The sequence below is a fragment of the Butyrivibrio sp. VCB2006 genome (assembly GCF_000420945.1).
In the GTDB taxonomy this organism is placed as follows: domain Bacteria; phylum Bacillota; class Clostridia; order Lachnospirales; family Lachnospiraceae; genus Butyrivibrio.
The window spans coordinates 1-17,023 of record NZ_ATVX01000012.1 but is presented as its reverse complement, the minus strand read 5'-3'; the positions used below and the strand labels follow the sequence as shown (position 1 = coordinate 17,023).

The 17,023-nt window shown below is 40.7% G+C and carries 21 protein-coding genes; 2 read left to right on the top strand and 19 right to left on the bottom strand.

The genetic code is table 11. From position 1 onward, the window contains the following. Positions 1 to 131: 131 nt before the first annotated feature. The 5 genes from G613_RS0111940 to G613_RS0111915 form a co-directional block, all read right to left on the bottom strand. Positions 132 to 2,300 carry an alpha-L-rhamnosidase-related protein gene (locus G613_RS0111940; protein WP_029232858.1) on the bottom strand — a complete coding sequence of 723 codons (2,169 nt, stop codon included), beginning with the start codon at positions 2,298 to 2,300 and terminating at the stop codon, positions 132 to 134. Between the two features lie 316 nt (positions 2,301 to 2,616). Beyond that, positions 2,617 to 3,222, bottom strand: coding sequence for a cyclophilin-like fold protein (locus G613_RS19885; protein ID WP_029232857.1), 606 nt, complete (start codon positions 3,220 to 3,222; stop codon positions 2,617 to 2,619). A gap of 12 nt (positions 3,223 to 3,234) precedes the next feature. Further along, positions 3,235 to 3,777 (bottom strand): flavodoxin family protein, encoded by a 543-nt coding sequence (locus G613_RS0111925; RefSeq protein WP_029232856.1) that lies wholly within the window; start codon positions 3,775 to 3,777, stop codon positions 3,235 to 3,237. Between the two features lie 72 nt (positions 3,778 to 3,849). Then, entirely contained in the window at positions 3,850 to 4,851 is a 1,002-nt protein-coding gene (locus G613_RS0111920) for an alpha/beta hydrolase (protein ID WP_029674885.1), read from the bottom strand. A 22-nt stretch (positions 4,852 to 4,873) separates the two neighbouring features. Further along, positions 4,874 to 5,098, bottom strand: coding sequence for a hypothetical protein (locus G613_RS0111915; RefSeq protein WP_022779700.1), 225 nt, complete (start codon positions 5,096 to 5,098; stop codon positions 4,874 to 4,876). 129 nt (positions 5,099 to 5,227) lie between these two features. On the opposite strand from G613_RS0111915, the gene G613_RS0111910 reads away from it, so the two are divergent. After that, a complete protein-coding gene (locus tag G613_RS0111910) occupies positions 5,228 to 6,109 on the top strand; it encodes a LysR family transcriptional regulator (protein ID WP_029232854.1) in 882 nt (293 codons plus the stop codon). A gap of 46 nt (positions 6,110 to 6,155) precedes the next feature. Next, complete coding sequence (locus tag G613_RS20215) at positions 6,156 to 6,317, top strand: hypothetical protein (RefSeq protein WP_442852304.1); 162 nt, start codon at positions 6,156 to 6,158, stop codon at positions 6,315 to 6,317. 236 nt (positions 6,318 to 6,553) lie between these two features. On the opposite strand, the gene G613_RS19685 is transcribed toward G613_RS20215, so the two are convergent. The 14 genes from G613_RS19685 to G613_RS0111835 form a co-directional block, all read right to left on the bottom strand. Beyond that, positions 6,554 to 6,691 carry a hypothetical protein gene (locus tag G613_RS19685; RefSeq protein ID WP_196805059.1) on the bottom strand — a complete coding sequence of 46 codons (138 nt, stop codon included), beginning with the start codon at positions 6,689 to 6,691 and terminating at the stop codon, positions 6,554 to 6,556. Beyond that, positions 6,675 to 7,226: a flavodoxin domain-containing protein gene (locus G613_RS0111895; protein ID WP_029232853.1), complete on the bottom strand. Its 552-nt coding sequence runs from the start codon at positions 7,224 to 7,226 to the stop codon at positions 6,675 to 6,677. The genes G613_RS19685 and G613_RS0111895 overlap by 17 nt, the downstream gene beginning before the upstream one ends. After that, on the bottom strand, positions 7,223 to 7,702 hold the full coding sequence (locus tag G613_RS0111890) for a MarR family winged helix-turn-helix transcriptional regulator (RefSeq protein WP_029232852.1): 480 nt from the start codon (positions 7,700 to 7,702) through the stop codon (positions 7,223 to 7,225). Before G613_RS0111890 ends, G613_RS0111895 begins: the two co-directional genes overlap by 4 nt. A 101-nt stretch (positions 7,703 to 7,803) precedes the next feature. Beyond that, positions 7,804 to 7,980, bottom strand: coding sequence for a GNAT family N-acetyltransferase (locus G613_RS19220; protein ID WP_330361460.1), 177 nt, complete (start codon positions 7,978 to 7,980; stop codon positions 7,804 to 7,806). A 243-nt stretch (positions 7,981 to 8,223) separates the two neighbouring features. After that, entirely contained in the window at positions 8,224 to 9,045 is an 822-nt protein-coding gene (locus G613_RS0111880; protein ID WP_029232851.1) for a helix-turn-helix domain-containing protein, read from the bottom strand. A 279-nt stretch (positions 9,046 to 9,324) separates the two neighbouring features. Then, entirely contained in the window at positions 9,325 to 9,771 is a 447-nt protein-coding gene (locus G613_RS0111875) for a GNAT family N-acetyltransferase (RefSeq protein ID WP_029232850.1), read from the bottom strand. A 257-nt stretch (positions 9,772 to 10,028) separates the two neighbouring features. Continuing rightward, positions 10,029 to 11,093, bottom strand: coding sequence for a DUF3795 domain-containing protein (locus G613_RS20055; RefSeq protein WP_029232849.1), 1,065 nt, complete (start codon positions 11,091 to 11,093; stop codon positions 10,029 to 10,031). A 91-nt stretch (positions 11,094 to 11,184) separates the two neighbouring features. Further along, complete coding sequence (locus G613_RS0111865; RefSeq protein WP_029232848.1) at positions 11,185 to 12,534, bottom strand: MATE family efflux transporter; 1,350 nt, start codon at positions 12,532 to 12,534, stop codon at positions 11,185 to 11,187. A 317-nt stretch (positions 12,535 to 12,851) separates the two neighbouring features. After that, complete coding sequence (locus G613_RS0111860; RefSeq protein WP_029232847.1) at positions 12,852 to 13,847, bottom strand: serine hydrolase domain-containing protein; 996 nt, start codon at positions 13,845 to 13,847, stop codon at positions 12,852 to 12,854. Positions 13,848 to 14,103: 256 nt separating this feature from the next. After that, positions 14,104 to 14,778 carry a DUF4417 domain-containing protein gene (locus G613_RS0111855; protein WP_029232846.1) on the bottom strand — a complete coding sequence of 225 codons (675 nt, stop codon included), beginning with the start codon at positions 14,776 to 14,778 and terminating at the stop codon, positions 14,104 to 14,106. Then, complete coding sequence (locus tag G613_RS0111850) at positions 14,759 to 15,112, bottom strand: hypothetical protein (RefSeq protein ID WP_236845909.1); 354 nt, start codon at positions 15,110 to 15,112, stop codon at positions 14,759 to 14,761. The genes G613_RS0111855 and G613_RS0111850 overlap by 20 nt, the downstream gene beginning before the upstream one ends. After that, the gene (locus G613_RS0111845; RefSeq protein WP_029232845.1) at positions 15,109 to 15,594 is read right to left on the bottom strand and encodes an EndoU domain-containing protein; all 486 of its coding nucleotides are present in this window, start codon (positions 15,592 to 15,594) and stop codon (positions 15,109 to 15,111) included. Before G613_RS0111845 ends, G613_RS0111850 begins: the two co-directional genes overlap by 4 nt. 316 nt (positions 15,595 to 15,910) lie before the next feature. Further along, positions 15,911 to 16,459: a hypothetical protein gene (locus G613_RS0111840; RefSeq protein ID WP_026652490.1), complete on the bottom strand. Its 549-nt coding sequence runs from the start codon at positions 16,457 to 16,459 to the stop codon at positions 15,911 to 15,913. Further along, on the bottom strand, positions 16,460 to 16,831 hold the full coding sequence (locus G613_RS0111835; RefSeq protein WP_029232844.1) for a helix-turn-helix domain-containing protein: 372 nt from the start codon (positions 16,829 to 16,831) through the stop codon (positions 16,460 to 16,462). It abuts the gene before it with no gap. Positions 16,832 to 17,023: the final 192 nt, after the last annotated feature.

The following is a 17,023-nucleotide window of genomic DNA, read 5'->3' as shown; positions in this document are numbered from 1 at the left end:
GCTTCCATAGTCTTAAGTGCCTCTTTCTCCCGCTCTGGATCCCGATCGCATATGGTCAGAAGCATGTAGATCGGCGCGTAATTTTCTCACTATAAATAACATCTCTAAAGTTTTTGGCAAGAGCTTTTGGATCATAATCTGTATTCCCCACCGGTGAGGATGAATCGCGCGTAACCGTCCAAAACGGTAAATTCAAGCTCCGTATTTTGGGGCAGCTCGTTGTTTATTAGCGGCAGATATACTTCAGCGGTAGTGTTTTCGGGTATTCTGACACGCATTTCTATTGCCGCGCCAGCGTCTATTTCAAGCACAATAGCTCCGGCAACCGACGGAACGGTGCATTTTATATGCTTCAGCCCGCCCAAATATGGCTTTATTTCAAAGCGTCTGTACGCCGTTTCAAGCGGACGGATGCCAGCTATATACTTTGACATCGTAATAAGCGGACCACCCGACCATGCATGATTTAATGTTCCTTCCCTGTTCCAGTATTCCCAGAGCGTGGAGTAGTCAAATTCGACCATTTCCTTATAACGCTTTTTTATGCGGTCTACAGCCTCATTAATATGTCCCATTTTGCACAGCGCATCAAGCACATACTTTTCCATATACGGGCTCGCATTCTCGGTCGTGAGTATTATTTTTAATATATCGCTGTATTTATCCTTGTCCGCCAGTCCTGACAGAACGGCAAGCGCGTTTGCCCGGTCATCGGGTGCGCCGTTTTCGGTATTGTCATAGTAATGACCGTCCTTCCATAACATAAGGTCAAAATTTGCCCTTATGCTTTCAAGGCGCTCATCATACAGCGGAAGGTCAGAGCTGTATCCGAGCAGCTCCGCCATGCTGCGGCAGGCAGTGAGCGCCATATAGTACCATGCGTTTTCCATAGGAGCGATATCGGCATTGTCGCCCCAGTCCGGCCAGTCCCAGCTGCCGGTTTTATGTTCTACAAGACCGTTCTTCATAGCATAGCTTAAAAGATAATCTTTTGACATATTGTATGCACGCTCGGGTACTGTTTTATCACCCGTATATTCATAGTAATACCAAAAGCCCCATATTCCCGCGAGGTTTTGCAGAGGCAGCTCAAACTGATCCTTTCCTGACGGAACCACTGTAAGCATATAGCCACTATCCTCCGCCCAGCCCGCCATTGCATCCACACCCTTCTTGTAGAGCAAAAGAGCCTTTTCGTCAAGGGAGTACATCATCATCTGCATTTCTACATTGACATCTCCCCACCACTGCGCACGTTCTCTGTCGGGGCAGTCCATAAAGTTGTCGCGCATAGTGATATAAAGCGTGCGGAGCGATTTCTGCCATAGCTTGTTTAAAAATTCATCATCACACTCAAAGTTGCCTGCAAATTCCGTATCATAGCCCGTTTCGCGGTATTTAAGCTCATGCACCGTAACACCTGCGGGAATGCTGTAATACATTTTTTCACCGTTTATCCAGCCTGGCGATTCGTATTCCTGCTCTCCATTTTTTGTATAATAAACTGCCATAACGCTTTGCGTATCGTATAAGGTATCGATATAATTATCAGCCTTGATATCTATTCGTTTCCCCTCAGGTGCTGTGACCTTCAGATACGGAGTTATCTGCGCGTTATACGGCAAACGCATTTCAAGCACAGTGTCCTTTGTGGCAGTAAACCCTGTATAATCGGCGCTGTTTATGTAGTCCTCAATACCGCAGTCCTTAAACTGCGGAATGATACGCTTTCTTAGCTCGCCCCACGCATCCGTGCCAGCGTTACCGACAACATCGGCATTATCCCAATCGCTTGTATCGAACGATGGCATATACCATTCTCCCAAAGCCCTTGATGCGTCATAATATATGTTTGATTCCGGAAGCCTGAAATTCGCCTTGAGGTCATTTTCGTCCGCCACAACATACGCGGGATCCTTCATGATTTTCCACGAGCTGTCCGACGATACGATCATGCCGTCAATATCCGCTTCAAACAGCAGTCCGCCCATACCGCTTGAATAGTGAGAAAAGCCTTGCTGACCGAAATGCCACACAAGCACGGCAATCGTATTTTCACCATCACTAAGATGCCTTGTAATATCCACCTCATCATAATATGTAGAGTTCCTTGACGGCCCGCGCTTGATGCCGCCCTCGATTACGACCATTTCACCGTTTATATAGAGCCAATACTTTGAATCGGCAGCTATCTGCGCTATAGCCCTTTCCGGTGCGCCTTCAAGCGTGAATTTCTTTACAAGATCCATCCATGTGTTTTCACCGTTTTTGCCCTGTTTCCATATCCATTTTGCGTTCATCTTTTAATGTCCTCCCAAGTAGCATCATACTTCTCCTGTTATCTCTTTAGCAAGTTCCAATAATGCCACGTGTCATGGCTGTTATAATTGAGCAGGAAACATCATTCCGTCTAAGAATGCTTCTGCAACGTCTTCCTCTGTTAAAAAGTTCATTGATGTAACCGCCGTGGTTTCATTTGATAGTGCAAACATATCACCCCCCCCGAGATGTAATGTCAATAGTTACATCAAAATAATTAAAAAAAAAATAGTGACTATTAATCTTTCGACTTATAGCCACCGTTTTTGTACCAATATATTTCCACTTTAATAATCCCTATCCCATGCTAATAGTTATTGTAACATCGCCATTTGAAAGCAACTCAGTCATGCCAGCCTCATCCTTATCAGATATGTGACCTAACCGTGTGTATGACCAGCTATTAGACCCATAGAACACAACCATTTGATTCCCTGAATAAAGAACTATATCCCCTGATGATGTTGTCGTCTGTTTGTCATTTCTTGGAAGACTCTGACCTATAGATCCCACCTGCTCAAATCCGCCATACATTGACATCTGAATTATGACATCGCCTTTTTCAACCATATTTCGCAGCGCGTCTACTGCCTGATTATTTTCCCAATCTACATTTACTTTAATATCACCAATTTTCATTATCATAGTTTTTTCTCTAATACCCGTATCATCAGAAGAAGTGTCACTCTCAACAGCTTGATTATCAGTTTCTTCTGTGTGATATGTTTTTACGTCTTCTGATAAAGCGATTTCCTCTGTACTTTCTGCTTCTATATCTTCTGATTCAGAAATGGCAGCGCTCGAATCATAGTTTTCATATGGTGTCTTAGTATCACCTGAGCATGCGCTGGTATAAAGCATCATGAACACACAGAGTGTCATCATAATCAATTTCGTTTTCATCGCAAACTTCCTTTATTTTAATGTTTTTCCAAACTCATAGGCTTCACTTAATTCCTCTTTTTTACCTGAAGCTTCGCCCATATCACCTATTCCTCCACAGAATAAGGACCCTGAAAATTCTGCCTTTCCAAAACAGGCAACCCACCCTTGGAGTCCACTAATTGCCTTTTCAGGTACGAACTCTTCATCCTCAGCTGCAACAGATAGCATATATACATTCCTGAACTTATAGTCTGAAGGATACAACGGATTGAGCCTATCCAAAAGAGTCTTCATCTGTCCGCTCATCTCGTAGTAATAGATTGGTGTTGCAAAAACCAGGGTATCTGCATTCTTTACTTTTTCTGCAATTTCAACAGCATCATCTTTAATGATGCATCTCTGAGTGTTCTGGCAGGCCAGACATCCTATACAGAAACTGATATTTTTCCCTTTCAGGCTTATATGTTCCACATCATGACCTGAAGCTTTTGCTCCCTCTATAAGCTTTTTCGTAAGTATATCGGAATTACTCTTTGCTCGAAGACTTGTAGAAATCACTAACACTTTACTCATATCATCCCATCCTTTATTTCTTTTCTATTCTGTCCGAATTAAGATATTCCAGTATTTCATCAACCGTTATCATTACTTTAAATTCTCCTTAAAGAAGCTCTCCAGCTTGTCATAAGGAATATAATTCTTATCTCCGCCATCATATAGATCTGTATGCACCGCATCAGGGATTATCATAAGTTCTTTATTATCAGCATACTTGCTGTCTTTAATCATATCTGCATAAGCATCCTTTGAGAAATAACATGAGTGTGCCTTTTCTCCATGGACAAGTAATACTGCACTTCTGATCTCGTTTGAATATTTCAGGATGGGCTGGTTTATGAAAGACTCACATCCGGTCACATTCCAACCACCATTAGAGTTAAGGCTTCTTGCATGATATCCACGATCGGTCTTGTAATAGCTATGGTAATCCTTAACAAAGAAAGGTGCATCCGAAGGCAACGGATCGACAACTCCACCGCCAAGCTTATAATCACCCGATTTCAGATCCTCCAACCTCTGAGCACACATAGCTTTCTTCTTCTCATAACGTGCCTCTTCACTGTCCTCACTGTCAAAGTAACCTTTTGCGTTCACCCTGGTCATATCATACATGGTGGATGCCACGGTTGCCTTTATTCTCGTATCAAGTGCCGCCGTATTGATCGCCATTCCGCCCCAGCCGCAGATACCTATGATCCCTATCCTGTCAGGATCAACTCTGTCATTCATGGAAAGAAAGTCAACCGCCGCCATGAAATCCTCAGTATTGATATCCGGGGAAGCCATATATCTTACATCCCCGCCACTTTCTCCGGTAAAAGAAGGATCAAACGCTATTGTCAGAAAGCCTCTCTCTGCCATGGTCTGCGCATACAATCCACTGCACTGCTCCTTAACCGCACCAAAGGGACCGCATACTGCGATTGCGGGAAGTCTGCCCTCTTCATCTTTGGGTACATACAGATCTGCCGCAAGTGTTATCCCATATCGGTTCACAAAGGTCACCTTGCTGTGGTCTACCTTATCGCTCATAGGGAATGTTTTGTCCCATTCAGTTACCAGTTTCAGTTCTTCCTTTTTGATCATGATTGCATCCTCCGTTCTCTTATCACTGTTTATCCGCTTCTTTTTGTGTCTGTCTGATCAGATAGTCCATCCGATCAACCTTCCTCTGACTGTCGTGCATTTCCTCCACCAGATCACATCGACATTTTCGAAGATACTTTACGAGCCCATCCATATCTCCTGCTTCGTAAAGTGCTTTTGCTCTTCTTGTTCCTTCCGCAGAGCATCCACTGTCTGTAAGATTTTCTATCAGGGCTTTTACTTCCATCTGTCCTACCTCGTATCCTCATTATATTTACTTGACGAATTCTTCGCTAATGAATAAAATGAATATCGTGATATTCCAAAATGGAATGTCATGCAGTAATGAACAGTGCACTGCGAACTGGAGGATTCTATGGAGATCAAAAGCCTGCGATACTTCCTTGCCGTCGCAAGGGAAGAGAATATGACAAAGGCTGCGGACATGCTTCATGTCACACAGCCTACGCTTTCAAAAACATTAAAATCACTCGAAGATGAACTGGGAAAGAAGTTGTTCACACGTCACAGCTTTAGCATATCCCTGACTGATGAGGGGATGCTTCTTCGCGACCGTGCGGAAGATCTCATCGCCATGGCCGACCGTATAGAACAGGAATTCATCACCCTTGACGATATCACCGGCGGGGATATCTATTTTGGACTGGCAGAAAGCTTTCAGATACGGCATCTTGCAAAAGAAATCCACAAGTTAAAGAACCGATATCCCGGTTTTACCTACCATATCACCAGTGGAGATACCGAGCAGGTGACGGAAAAACTTGATAAGGGCCTGCTTGATTTTGCGGTATTATGCGAAAAGCCAAACTCTGCAAAATACGATTACTTGAAATTTCCGGAAGCCGATGTCTGGGGAGCTGTCATGCCTGCTGATCACCCTCTCGCCAAGAAGAAGTCCGTTAGAGTAAAGGATCTTATCGGTAGGCCATTATTCTGCTCTGAACAAAGCTGGAACAACGAAATTCCTCAATGGGCAAGGGATAGTTTTGACAAGCTTCATCTTGAGGGCTCTTTCCGTCTGTCCTATAACGGTTCCATGTTTGCAAAGGAAGGGCTTGGGATCCTGCTAACCTTTGAGCATCTGATCGACTGCTCCAAAGAGAGCGGGCTTGTTTTTCGTCCCCTTTCACCTAAGCAGACATCCGAGTTGTATCTGATATGGAATAAATATCCTTCTTTTACTCCCATAGCTGAAAAATTCCTTACACAGATCAAAACATCGTTCCACAAACCGTAGCAAAATTCTCTTTCCGTTCTATCTTCCGGTTTTATGCAGATACAAAATGTTCATTGTATGGCTGATTAAAAATGCAGATGAGCTTAAAGTTGATTCAGAAAGAATTGTTATTAGCAGCGGCAGCGCGGGTGGACATATAACAGCTGGAGCAGAAATTCTACTAAACCGTGAAGGTATACAAATAGCAGCTAAAGAAGACCTCGAATGACTATGCGACACTTATTTTATTGTTGGACTGCAAGATCCCTTATATAAACAAGCTGTTCGTTACAATGAGCTGTTAATTTCGGTGGGAGATGTCTACACTAATTATAAAGAGTTTGATACAAATCATGGATACATTATGGATAAGGTCGATGATAAAGGTAAAACTGTCACTGTTCAAGATGTAAAAAATGACAGGGCTGCCTTCAAGTATAAAATCAAACTACTGCGACATGTTTTTTACGGCAGCGAAATGCCTGATTTGTCGAAAGCCTTGACCTGTCCACTCATCCTGACACTAACAATTGCGACTGAAGATATGATGATCACCGCAATTACGATTACTATTGCAAGCAGGGTTTTAAACAGCCTTTTCATTATCTTTCTCCAACAGATAAGCCACTATAGGTTCTATATATTTGACATCAGAAATATCATAGGATGAAGCCATCTTCTCGGCCATGGCCTTTTCTTTCTCAGTAGCATCTTTTTTATTCCTGAGAGTAGATACAAACATCTTCATCGCAAGTCTGGATGGTGCCTTCATCTTTTCATAGTTAAAACCGCCCTGACAGTAGAATACTTTAATATACTTCTTCTGCTCCTCCGCAAGGACATTCTGAAGAAAAGCATCTACATCAGGATTGTCATTAGGGCTGCCGCCTACGCAGAACATAGCCAGGCGCTTGTCTTGCCAGTCAGAAGCTTTTTCGAGAAACCACTTACCTTTGACCAGATTACCTGCCATAGCCCAACCTCCGTAGCAGATCGCGTCAAAGTCCTTGAAGTAATCATCACTCTTTTTCCGAGCATCCCTTAGATCAAGAAGCTCACCGCTCATTTTTTCTGCAATCCACTCTGCGTACCTTTTAGTAAATCCTGTCTGTGATGTGTAAATAATCAGTGTTTTCATAACTCGCTCAAATTCCTTTCCATTTTCATGATAGTTTGTATGGTAGTCTGAAGGCTCTTTTCATCGATTCCATTAAATATTCTTCCGATGACGTACCGGCTCTGCTGACCGTTATTGTCATTCTGTTCCAGAAAAGTCCTGCATTTATCTGTGACAAAGATTCGCTGCTTTCGCTTGTCCTTATCATCAGTGATTGCAGAGACAAACCCCTTTTTCTCAAGCTTAAGTAAAATCTGCTTTACATTCTGATGAGAACTTCCCATTACATCTGAAAGCTCATTCAATGTCGGAGGTTCCTTGCATAGGTTGATACAGATTATTGCAAAGAATTGTTTCCAGGTAATCTCCTTGAAATATGCATCGGCTGCAGCCTGATATCTGTTATCAAATGCACTGAGTAATCCGAGTAAAAACGGCTGTGGTGGCATATCTCCAAACGTTACTTTTTCGATATTCATTGCTTCATCGTAATTCATGTGAGCTCCTTTTTATATTATGTAATATATTACCTATACGAAACAATGTAATATATTACATATTTTTTGTCAACACAATTCCAAAGAAAAAGCTTCGGGATTTAACCCTCAAATATATTTGCCATTATAATCTCATCTCGGTATGTTCCGTCCTTTAGCTTGAAAGCTCTTGGATTCATCCCATATTCCCTGAATCCCATCTTCCTGTACATATGCCTTGCTCTGTCATTATCGCTGTAAACTCCCAGCTCTACCTGCTCAAAGCCATTCGCAGACACTTCGTGTCTTGCTCATGTCGCGCTGTCGCGCTATGAATACGAAAAAGGGATTGCTCCCCAGCAAGTAAACTTGCGGAAGCAATCCCTTTTTGTATTCGCATCGATTGTAGAAACGCGCAGATTATCTCTTTGAGAACGATTAATGAAGTGAATGTGCCTTATTTAGGCATTTCTCTTTCAAGTTGCTGTTTACCTGCTTCGTACGGTAGAAAGCTCAGGACTACTGTGCAAGGCCGGTGGCAATCAAAAATACAGCCTTTTATATTCTTCACTTAGCTCATTTTGAAGCATGGTAAAAAATTCAGAATATCTCAGAGCTGTTCTGCCCTCATAACATATTACTTTAACATACAGTGAGAGTGGGATTTCTTTTTCCTCCCAGAATATAGGCTCATCATTATGACTTATAATTTCTTCACATATACTATTCGAATAATTTTCTTCTTTAGAATTTGTAAGAATTACAAATTCATCTCCGCCAATGCGAAAAACTATATCCTCAGCGCCTGCAGCCTGTTCCATGCGTTTCATAGCAGTTATTATCGCCAAATCGCCTGCTTTATGAGAAATCTCATTTATAGGAATAAGGCTCTTGATATCACCAAGCACCAGATAGCAGCCTTTTCTTTCTCTAATGCAGTCATATAGCTCACTTATATCAATCTTCTTCCTGTCATCCATCGTCTTTTCCTCCATTAGCTCCCGGTCAATTCTATATCCGGGAAACAACTCAAATTTAGAGGGATTCTTTCTAAACTCCGAAGGCGATACCTGCCACACGCTGCAAAAGGCTCTTGAAAAAGCTTCATTACTGCCATAGCCATATTCCACAGCTATATCGAGCAGAGACTTTTCCGGATTACTTACAATTTCTCTCGAAACCTTACTCATACGCCTTCGAATTATATAGTCCCTGATACTGATATTGTTAATGTACCTGAAAAGCTTTTCAATAGTGGATTTCGAGCAATGCAGCTTATCAGCAATGTTCTCTGTTTTTATAGGCTCAGTGAGATTATCTTCGATATATTCCATTGCTTCTATAAGCAGCTGAAAATTTTCCATGCTCAAGATCCTTTCTACTACGATATCGTAATCATATTATACAAAGGCATATAGAATTATTCTTGATAAAATGAGTAAAAATGGACCACTACCTCCGTCCCCCAGGTCCATTTTTGCAGATATTCTCATCCCTCTGAAAACTTTTTGAGGTGTTGAAGTGCCGGATTTAAAGCATTTTCACCTCAAGTTGCTGTTTACCTGCTGCGTACGCAAGGAAGCTCAGGGCTACTGTATGCGGCTGGTGGTAGCTTTGTTATTTCTTTCAAAAAAATCCTAGTTTCAGTATCGCTCTAGCATCACGATATATTCAGGTGTGCCTTCTTCTAATTGTCTTTTTCCGTTGAGCTTAAAACCATGTGTATTATAAATTTGAATAGCTTCTTTGTTCTTCTCCAGCGTCCATAGAAATCTGCAATCATATTTTTCTTTTGCGAACTCTAACAATTGGGATCCTATGCCCTGTTTCCAAAAGAAGTAATCTACATATAATTCCGAGATTTCTTTTCCCTCCAGATGCATCATTCCCTTAACTATGCCATCATCATATACCCAAACTTTATTGAGAAGTTCAGGATCCTTGAATTCATTGGCGACCTTTACTACCTGCAATTCGTTAAAAGAGTAATCATCATTGTGAAATATCGCTCTGTACTTCATTCTTTTTGAAAACACCAGGATTTCGGCAATTCTAGAAGCATCCGATGGCTTAGCTTGTCTTATATTCATGTCCACCCTCCTTCTTTTTTAATCCAGCAACTCATTGTATGTCTTAAATGGTTTTGTCCATAATATCTCCTAAAATAACGAAAGGCCCCCGCAGGGGCCCTCCGGACCAGAGTCTTCACAAATTTCTCCAGTACGTTCACTATAATAAAGATACCTTAAGTAGCGGTTTTAGACAAACCGGTTCGCTTCACCGGATTCATCATTTAATAGGATATATTGGCAACTGAATCTCCGTCAGCCAGCCCTCTTCCAGTTCCTTATTCCATATAGCTTTCCTCCAGAATTCTCAATCCTTCCTTATAATCCTGCCCCAAAACTTCCTGTGTCTTTTGGAAGTCATACTTCTCATGTAGTCTGTCATGAACCTTTAAGAACGCCTTCTTTCCGTATTTCCTTATATATAATGCCTGAGCCTTTGCTGCATTTGCTCCGTCATTTGATGGTATATAGAATCCTTTATTGCAATTTTCGAGCTCATCACACTCATAACATCCGTCCAAATCTTTTTCCTTACAGCACTTCACATTCGGACATATTCTGTCCTCCGCACAGGTGGCAAAAGAGCAGACATTGTACTTCGTTCTGCAGGATCCGCACCACTCTGAAAGGAAACAGTGATTACAGGAAAAGCCACAATAAGCAACAGGATCAACACCCTTTCGTGCTATCTTGCAGAGTTTATTCTTGATGCGGCGCATGGCTTCGATATGCATGATCCAGTGACGGCTAAATGGCATCTGAATCAGTCCTTTTATATTCTTTCCGCACCAGTAATCAATCAGCCAAAAGGCATTCTCATTCTCACTGACACATTTACTGCGGATAAGTTTTTCCTTTACATCGCCGCCGAATTTTTGCTTCAAATCCTTGTATGTCAGATTTCCAAGAATCTGATCCGTAGACTCCTTTACAGCTTTTACATACAGATATAGTTCTTTAATATTCAGTTTTTCTGAAAACTCTGTAATCTCGTTTCCCTGAAGTTCATTACCCGTAGTAATAATAGGCGCGCCAATGCGATTATGAAAGTCATGTGTAAAAAGGATTTGGCTATCCCCTGCTATCATCTCATGGGCAACTATATCTTCAATTCTGAAAATATGCCAGATAGAATAGGCAAGGGTTTTACTGTGATATCCGTCTGCACCCGCAAAAGGCATTTTGGCAAAGGCCTCATCCGGGTATCCACTCACAATCTGAGTAATCTGCTCAAACATTTCCTCGCGGAAAGCCAAAAGCTTCTGAATAGCCTCTTTAAAGGTTGCTTCCTTTGTCAACAATTTCTGTATTTCTTTATTGTTTTCTGACCATGATTTGTCCATAATCTATCTTCTCTCATCGGTTAATCCAATATTATTCCATGGTGCTTTCTTACATTTTATAAAAAATCCAGGGAGTCTTTTTATTGCTACTTTATGCTATTGCTTTAGTTCTTTTGCCAATTAAACAATAGTATGTCACCATGAGCATCAGAAAAGCGCCTATCCATGCAGATACTTCAGAAATGGCAATTCCCTTAAATCCGTTCCTTCCTACCAAAAAGCCAAAGATCAGTCTCATAATGACTTCGAGCCCGCCTGAGAGCATTGGTATAAAGGTATTGCCCAACCCCTGAACAGAGTATCTGTATACAAAAAGCCAGCCCAGGGCAAAAAAGCTTATTCCCATGATCGGCATGAAATCGGTACAATAACCGATTATCATGTTGTCAGTCAGCAGCATCCTTGCCAGGCTTCCGGGCACAAATATCATAATGAGCGATATAGGCACATTCACAAGTGTAGAGAGCATCAGGCCCTGTCTTACTCCTGTGCGTATCCTGTCATATTTGCCAGCGCCCTTATTTTGCCCCACAAAGGTCATCATGGAAAGACCTACGGACATTCCGAACTGCTCAAAGAGTGATGCAAATTTCATGCAGGCTGAATAGGCTGCTACATATGCGCTTCCCATAAGATTTACGAAGTACTGCAATACCATGGCCCCTGCAGCTGTGACCGAATTCATAAGTGCCACAGGAAGTCCTATTTTCATCAGTTCAACCAATATATTCTTTTCATCTGCTATTTCTGACGTGTCTTTTCCCAGACTCATAAAATCGATGGTTCTAAGCTTTTTAAGGCACAAAAGGTATGATACAAACTGAGAGACCACTGTTGCCACTGCTGCTCCGACAACTCCTGTGCCAAAGGCCATTATGAAAATAATATCAAGCATGATGTTCACGAGTGATGAACAGATCATAGCAGTGAGGGGCGTTCTGGAATCTCCCATTGACTGGAGAATTGTAATCTCAAGGTTATTCATAACCGTCACTACAATTCCCAATAAGATCACAGCAAAATATCTATACGAATCGTCAAAGATATCTTCAGGAGTGTTCAAGAACGTCAGCATCTTATTGAGCAAAGAAACGCATACAACAGTAAAGGCTATTCCAAACGTGATACTGAGCTTCTTGGCTGCTCTGATGTATGCATTCAGCATAGCCATATCGTTTTTTCCAAAGCTCTGGGCAAAGGTTATGCCAAATCCTCTGGTCATCCCCACAACAAATCCAAGTATAAGGAAGTTAAGTGTCCCGGTTGCCCCAACAGCAGCCAGCGCCTGATCCGAGATTCCCTTGCCAACTATAATGCTATCCACAAGACTATATAGTTGTTGGAAAAGATTTCCCCATAATAAGGGCAAAAAGAACAGTATGATCTGTTTCATACTGTTTCCTGAGGTCATATTTTGTGTGGTCTGTTCTGTATTTGTCATGGCCGCTCTCTTTGGTCTTTCTCTTGATGTTAATTATTTAATAGTTAAGATCATTTAAGTATCCAGGCTATTCCCTTTGCAAGACGCAAATCGGCATCTTTGAAATGATTTCCGGGATTCATTTCAAACGTAGTTTTTGTGATCAGTACATTGAAATCCTTTATCCTCAGATGTTATTTCATTCTATCACAGAATTCCTAATCCTGTTTGCCTTATCTCATTAAGCTGCTCTGCGCTCAGTGTACCCGCCCTGTATAGTCTAAGATATTCATTTTCAATTGAGGAGTCAAAAATTAGAAGATCATCAGTATTTATGGTCACCCTACACCAATGGCAGGCAATACCTTTTGCTCGATAAAATCCACTCTGTCAAATATCCTCGGCTTAAACGTACCTGTCACTCCAACAGATACTTTTTTCTCTTTGTTTATATAGATGATATTTCCGCTGTCACCAATCGCCGCATATACCTCTTTATCATCATAGGGTTTGTACCATAAGTAGCCATAGTTCATGAAGCCAAACCGTTCGCCTAGCTTGAGATGGGGAGAGAGCATATCTTTCAGATATTCTTCTGAGATTATTCTATTTCCGTTATACAAGCCATCATTCAACACCATAGCGCCGATTACAGCCATATCTTTCGCTGACATACATAATCCCCAGCCCGCAGTAACGCAGCCCCGAGGGTCGCTGTACCATTCATATTTCCTTGGATTCTTATTCATGAAAAAATCAAACTGATCTTCTTTAGAGCTGTCTCCATGCGCTATTCGCTCAGGAAGGTTCAACGGCACAAACAGATTATTGTTGGCAAAATCTATGCACTTCTCATCGGCTGCCTTCTCGATTATCCCTGCCAAAATCTGAATACCAAGCGTAGCATATCTGAACTCACCTGTAATTCCGCTACGTCCTCCGAGATAATCAAGTATCGCATATGTAAAATCCTGTGAAGTACACACCTTCTTCCAGGGTTCTGACCTGCCTTTATAAGGAGCTGTCATAGTGAGCAGATGCCTGATTGTGACATCATATATGGTCTTCTCCCCACGCTTTACAATGTAATCAGGGAAAAAAGCTATCACCTTTTGATCCACGTTTTTGATAAAACCCTTGTCCAACGCAATTCCTACAAGTAACGCCATAATTCCTTTGGTAACAGAATTGACATTCATGGCATTTAAGTTCTTAAATCCGTGCCAGCAGTCGTCATAAACATCCAGCCCCTCTTTAATCGCATAAATCTGGCAAATGTTACTCTCGTTTCCGGTGCTTTCAGAAACGTATTTATGAAGTTGTTCTTTCGTCATTAAAAAGCCTCCTCTTAGGAATGATTCGGACGTCCTAAGAAAAGGCTAATATGATTAAAAATTGTTTTCAAGAAAAATCTTAAAATTTTTATATTCGAAGAGAACTAAGTCGCTGCGCCACAGCCTTGGCAGGCCGTCGCGCAGCGACTTAGTTCTACTGTAAGTTAATCTATTCAGAAATACTTAAATTTATACTTTGTAGCAACTGTTTATAATTATACCTATATCTACCATCCTGTTCAATATTATGTGCTAATCATTTTTGTTTCATACGTGTAGTCCAATCAGGGTATTGTATGAACCTCGTCTTATCATAAAGTCCACAAAATATCTTATCAGGCATAGATCCATAAACAAGAACAACTTCTGGCTCAAGTTCCTTCAGCATTTCTTCTAGACCTTCTCTAAAATACCTTTTGGATTCAGCTGATCTGATTTGGCCATATGTTCCAATAGAAACAATACTATGCTTATCTACACCCTTAAACGCAACCTTTTCTCCGAGAAAATCCGCTTTATAAGTTCTTTCATCTCCCCACCGAATGTTAGGAACAACATATATTCCTTGTTGGCTTAAATAGTATCCTACTGCCCTATTCAAGTAAATATCTGCAATCTGGACACATAATGGAGCATCAATATAAAGCGAACAATCTGGCGTTATAATTCCTGGAAATCTTTTTAGATCATCGACATATTCTTCAGTGTTCGTTAGAATCTCACGAAAGTTGATATCATGCTCATAAAAGCAAACAAAATCGCTTTTATCCTGGCTCCGTTCTCTTAACGAGAACGGAACCATACCCTTAGGTATAATGATTTTGCTTGGTGCATCGATATGTGGAATTTCATACTTTCCGTCGAAAAATGCAGTTTCAACCAAAGAGACTCTAAATCCTTCATCAACTAGATTAGTTACCGCCTTTCCCATGTTCTGCCTCCCATCTAAGAATTGCTTCAGCACTCTCAATGCTTCCGGCAATGTTGTATTTGGAGCATTCCTCAGGGAACTTTGTCATAAGATTTTTATAACACTGAACGAGTTCTTGGCTAGGCACCAATTCCACAATATCATCTAATACCTCGCTTATCCAAGAATACTCTTCGGCTGTACAATCATTTTTTAAAAACTCAATTGTTGAAGGAATATCTTTAGTAAGAAGCTCTACTTCTTGCTTCCAACATTGTTCTACGCCATAATCCCATTCATCATCTGTCTCTTCTCGCTGTTTTATAATCTCTCTAAACTTGATAACATCCATCACTTTTTGCTTCCTTTCTTGGTCGGTTGCTTTGCATCAGGAAATATCGTCCCTATCTGTCCATGAGTCTTTATCACACCAACTCTAACACCCTTCCACATTCCATAAATTCGCTTTCCATCTTGAACATGACGATTTGCTTTGAGATTTGCTACATGTTCGCCAGCATGCTTTATATCTTTGCTTGTCCAAGATTTAGGAAACCAGGATTGATTCATTCCAGTCTGTTTCATTTTTTCCTTATGATTTGGAATATATCCAACGCGAACTCCATTGGAATACGTCTTTACAACATGATATTCTATGCCATACTTATCAAGTTCATTCATTCCAGCTTGTCCGTGCCCACCACGCTTAAGCCTTATCTTATTATTTTTTGATGCCTTTGTATAATCTCCTTCATTAGAATGAACCACTGCATACTGACTGGCCTGTCCTCTTGCGCCATGTGTATTTAAAGTTCTTCCAGATTTAGTTGTACCCATAGACGTTCCCTCCTGTCATATCTGACAGACAAGGAACTAAAACAATTACTTTTTCCATTTTCTCCTCATCTTTCTGCCAAGAATCATACTTGGCCAAACAATAAAAAGATTATTAGTTACATTTTTATTGCTCTCTTAGAAAGATTGAAGTAGAATAATATATACCGATTTTGAAAGATTCTACTGAGTCTTTCTTCGAGAGAACGTATAACTGCGCCAACAGTTATGCGTTTTTTCTTTATCTACGTAAAGCCTCTTATCATTTTCGCCTCCTTTCTCTGAATGAAAAACATGATGTATTAAGCTTTTTCATTTATCAATGTTTTTTCTTATCAGCTCTATCCAATTTTCTCCTATTTGCAGCAAAAGCTTGTGAAACATGATACTTATCTACAATTTGCTTAGGCTTCATTCCCTTACTTTCTTCATATGGTATCATAACCTCCGCGCATAATGCCTTGGCCTGCCATTCAACACTGCAATATGCAGGTACTTCATTATCCTCAAAGCTTCTGTTATAAAGAGGTGTAAATCCTATTTCAAATAAGAAAACATGGCAAATTTCGTGACATATAAAGCCAAGAAACGCTCCAATACCTTTTTTGTATGCTCCCCAGTACACTGTCTCTTTTATCTCGATTGTAAATCCGCCTTTATCATTTGGAGTACATCTTGCCATTGTTTGTGGAGCAAGTTTCTTATCTTCAACAATCTCATAATCACAGTCCTCAAAAACATCTCTTAACTTATCAAGTGCCTCCAAGACTGGAAATGGTCCTGAAAGAGGAACATCAAACAATTCTCTAAAATACACTGCAAATCTTCGTAAATCTTTTCTACTAGTTGGTTTTGTTTCGTAATCCATTTACTTTGATGTATCCTCCTTTTTGCTTAATAATTCCAGTATTTTAATTGCCGTATCATCATCCATCTCGTCAAATGCTCTAGCAAATGCTAACACTGCTTTTCTCTGTGCATTCCCTGCCTTTTTTGAATCAATTTTATATTGCGCCCTTGATTCTTCTATAGCCTCTTCTAATTCTGCTCTTTCTTTTGATGAGAGATGATAGTGTTCAACCAATTTTGCTACCCACTCAGCAGGTACATTTTTCCTTCCATTTTCTACTGCTGAAATAAACGGCAATGAAGCTCCAAGTATTTCAGCCATATCGCCCATTACTTCATGATGTTTGATTCTTAACACACGTACAAATTCACCGTATTTTGTATATGACATGATACAAGCTCCTTTCTTTATATCAATTATCGTATCACTGAATTATATTAAATTCAAGTAATTTAGTTAACCATTTTTAGGTTAACTACAGATTGTAAAAACACCCCAGGACAATTGTCCTGAGGTGTAATAAGTCGTATATAATTGTCCAAAGACGTAATACGTTGTGAAACGATTATCTCTTTGAGAACT

What these genes read in the sequence shown, in the direction of transcription:
- G613_RS0111940 (WP_029232858.1), bottom strand. Translation starts at nt 2,300, where the DNA reads ATGAACGCAAAATGGATATGGAAACAGGGCAAAAACGGTGAAAACACA.
- G613_RS19885 (WP_029232857.1), bottom strand. Translation starts at nt 3,222, where the DNA reads ATGAAAACGAAATTGATTATGATGACACTCTGTGTGTTCATGATGCTT.
- G613_RS0111925 (WP_029232856.1), bottom strand. Translation starts at nt 3,777, where the DNA reads ATGAGTAAAGTGTTAGTGATTTCTACAAGTCTTCGAGCAAAGAGTAAT.
- G613_RS0111920 (WP_029674885.1), bottom strand. Translation starts at nt 4,851, where the DNA reads ATGATCAAAAAGGAAGAACTGAAACTGGTAACTGAATGGGACAAAACA.
- G613_RS0111915 (WP_022779700.1), bottom strand. Translation starts at nt 5,098, where the DNA reads ATGGAAGTAAAAGCCCTGATAGAAAATCTTACAGACAGTGGATGCTCT.
- G613_RS0111910 (WP_029232854.1), top strand. Translation starts at nt 5,228, where the DNA reads ATGGAGATCAAAAGCCTGCGATACTTCCTTGCCGTCGCAAGGGAAGAG.
- G613_RS20215 (WP_442852304.1), top strand. Translation starts at nt 6,156, where the DNA reads ATGTTCATTGTATGGCTGATTAAAAATGCAGATGAGCTTAAAGTTGAT.
- G613_RS19685 (WP_196805059.1), bottom strand. Translation starts at nt 6,691, where the DNA reads ATGAAAAGGCTGTTTAAAACCCTGCTTGCAATAGTAATCGTAATTGCG.
- G613_RS0111895 (WP_029232853.1), bottom strand. Translation starts at nt 7,226, where the DNA reads ATGAAAACACTGATTATTTACACATCACAGACAGGATTTACTAAAAGG.
- G613_RS0111890 (WP_029232852.1), bottom strand. Translation starts at nt 7,702, where the DNA reads ATGAATTACGATGAAGCAATGAATATCGAAAAAGTAACGTTTGGAGAT.
- G613_RS0111880 (WP_029232851.1), bottom strand. Translation starts at nt 9,045, where the DNA reads ATGGAAAATTTTCAGCTGCTTATAGAAGCAATGGAATATATCGAAGAT.
- G613_RS0111875 (WP_029232850.1), bottom strand. Translation starts at nt 9,771, where the DNA reads ATGAATATAAGACAAGCTAAGCCATCGGATGCTTCTAGAATTGCCGAA.
- G613_RS20055 (WP_029232849.1), bottom strand. Translation starts at nt 11,093, where the DNA reads ATGGACAAATCATGGTCAGAAAACAATAAAGAAATACAGAAATTGTTG.
- G613_RS0111865 (WP_029232848.1), bottom strand. Translation starts at nt 12,534, where the DNA reads ATGACAAATACAGAACAGACCACACAAAATATGACCTCAGGAAACAGT.
- G613_RS0111860 (WP_029232847.1), bottom strand. Translation starts at nt 13,847, where the DNA reads ATGACGAAAGAACAACTTCATAAATACGTTTCTGAAAGCACCGGAAAC.
- G613_RS0111855 (WP_029232846.1), bottom strand. Translation starts at nt 14,778, where the DNA reads ATGGGAAAGGCGGTAACTAATCTAGTTGATGAAGGATTTAGAGTCTCT.
- G613_RS0111845 (WP_029232845.1), bottom strand. Translation starts at nt 15,594, where the DNA reads ATGGGTACAACTAAATCTGGAAGAACTTTAAATACACATGGCGCAAGA.
- G613_RS0111840 (WP_026652490.1), bottom strand. Translation starts at nt 16,459, where the DNA reads ATGGATTACGAAACAAAACCAACTAGTAGAAAAGATTTACGAAGATTT.
- G613_RS0111835 (WP_029232844.1), bottom strand. Translation starts at nt 16,831, where the DNA reads ATGTCATATACAAAATACGGTGAATTTGTACGTGTGTTAAGAATCAAA.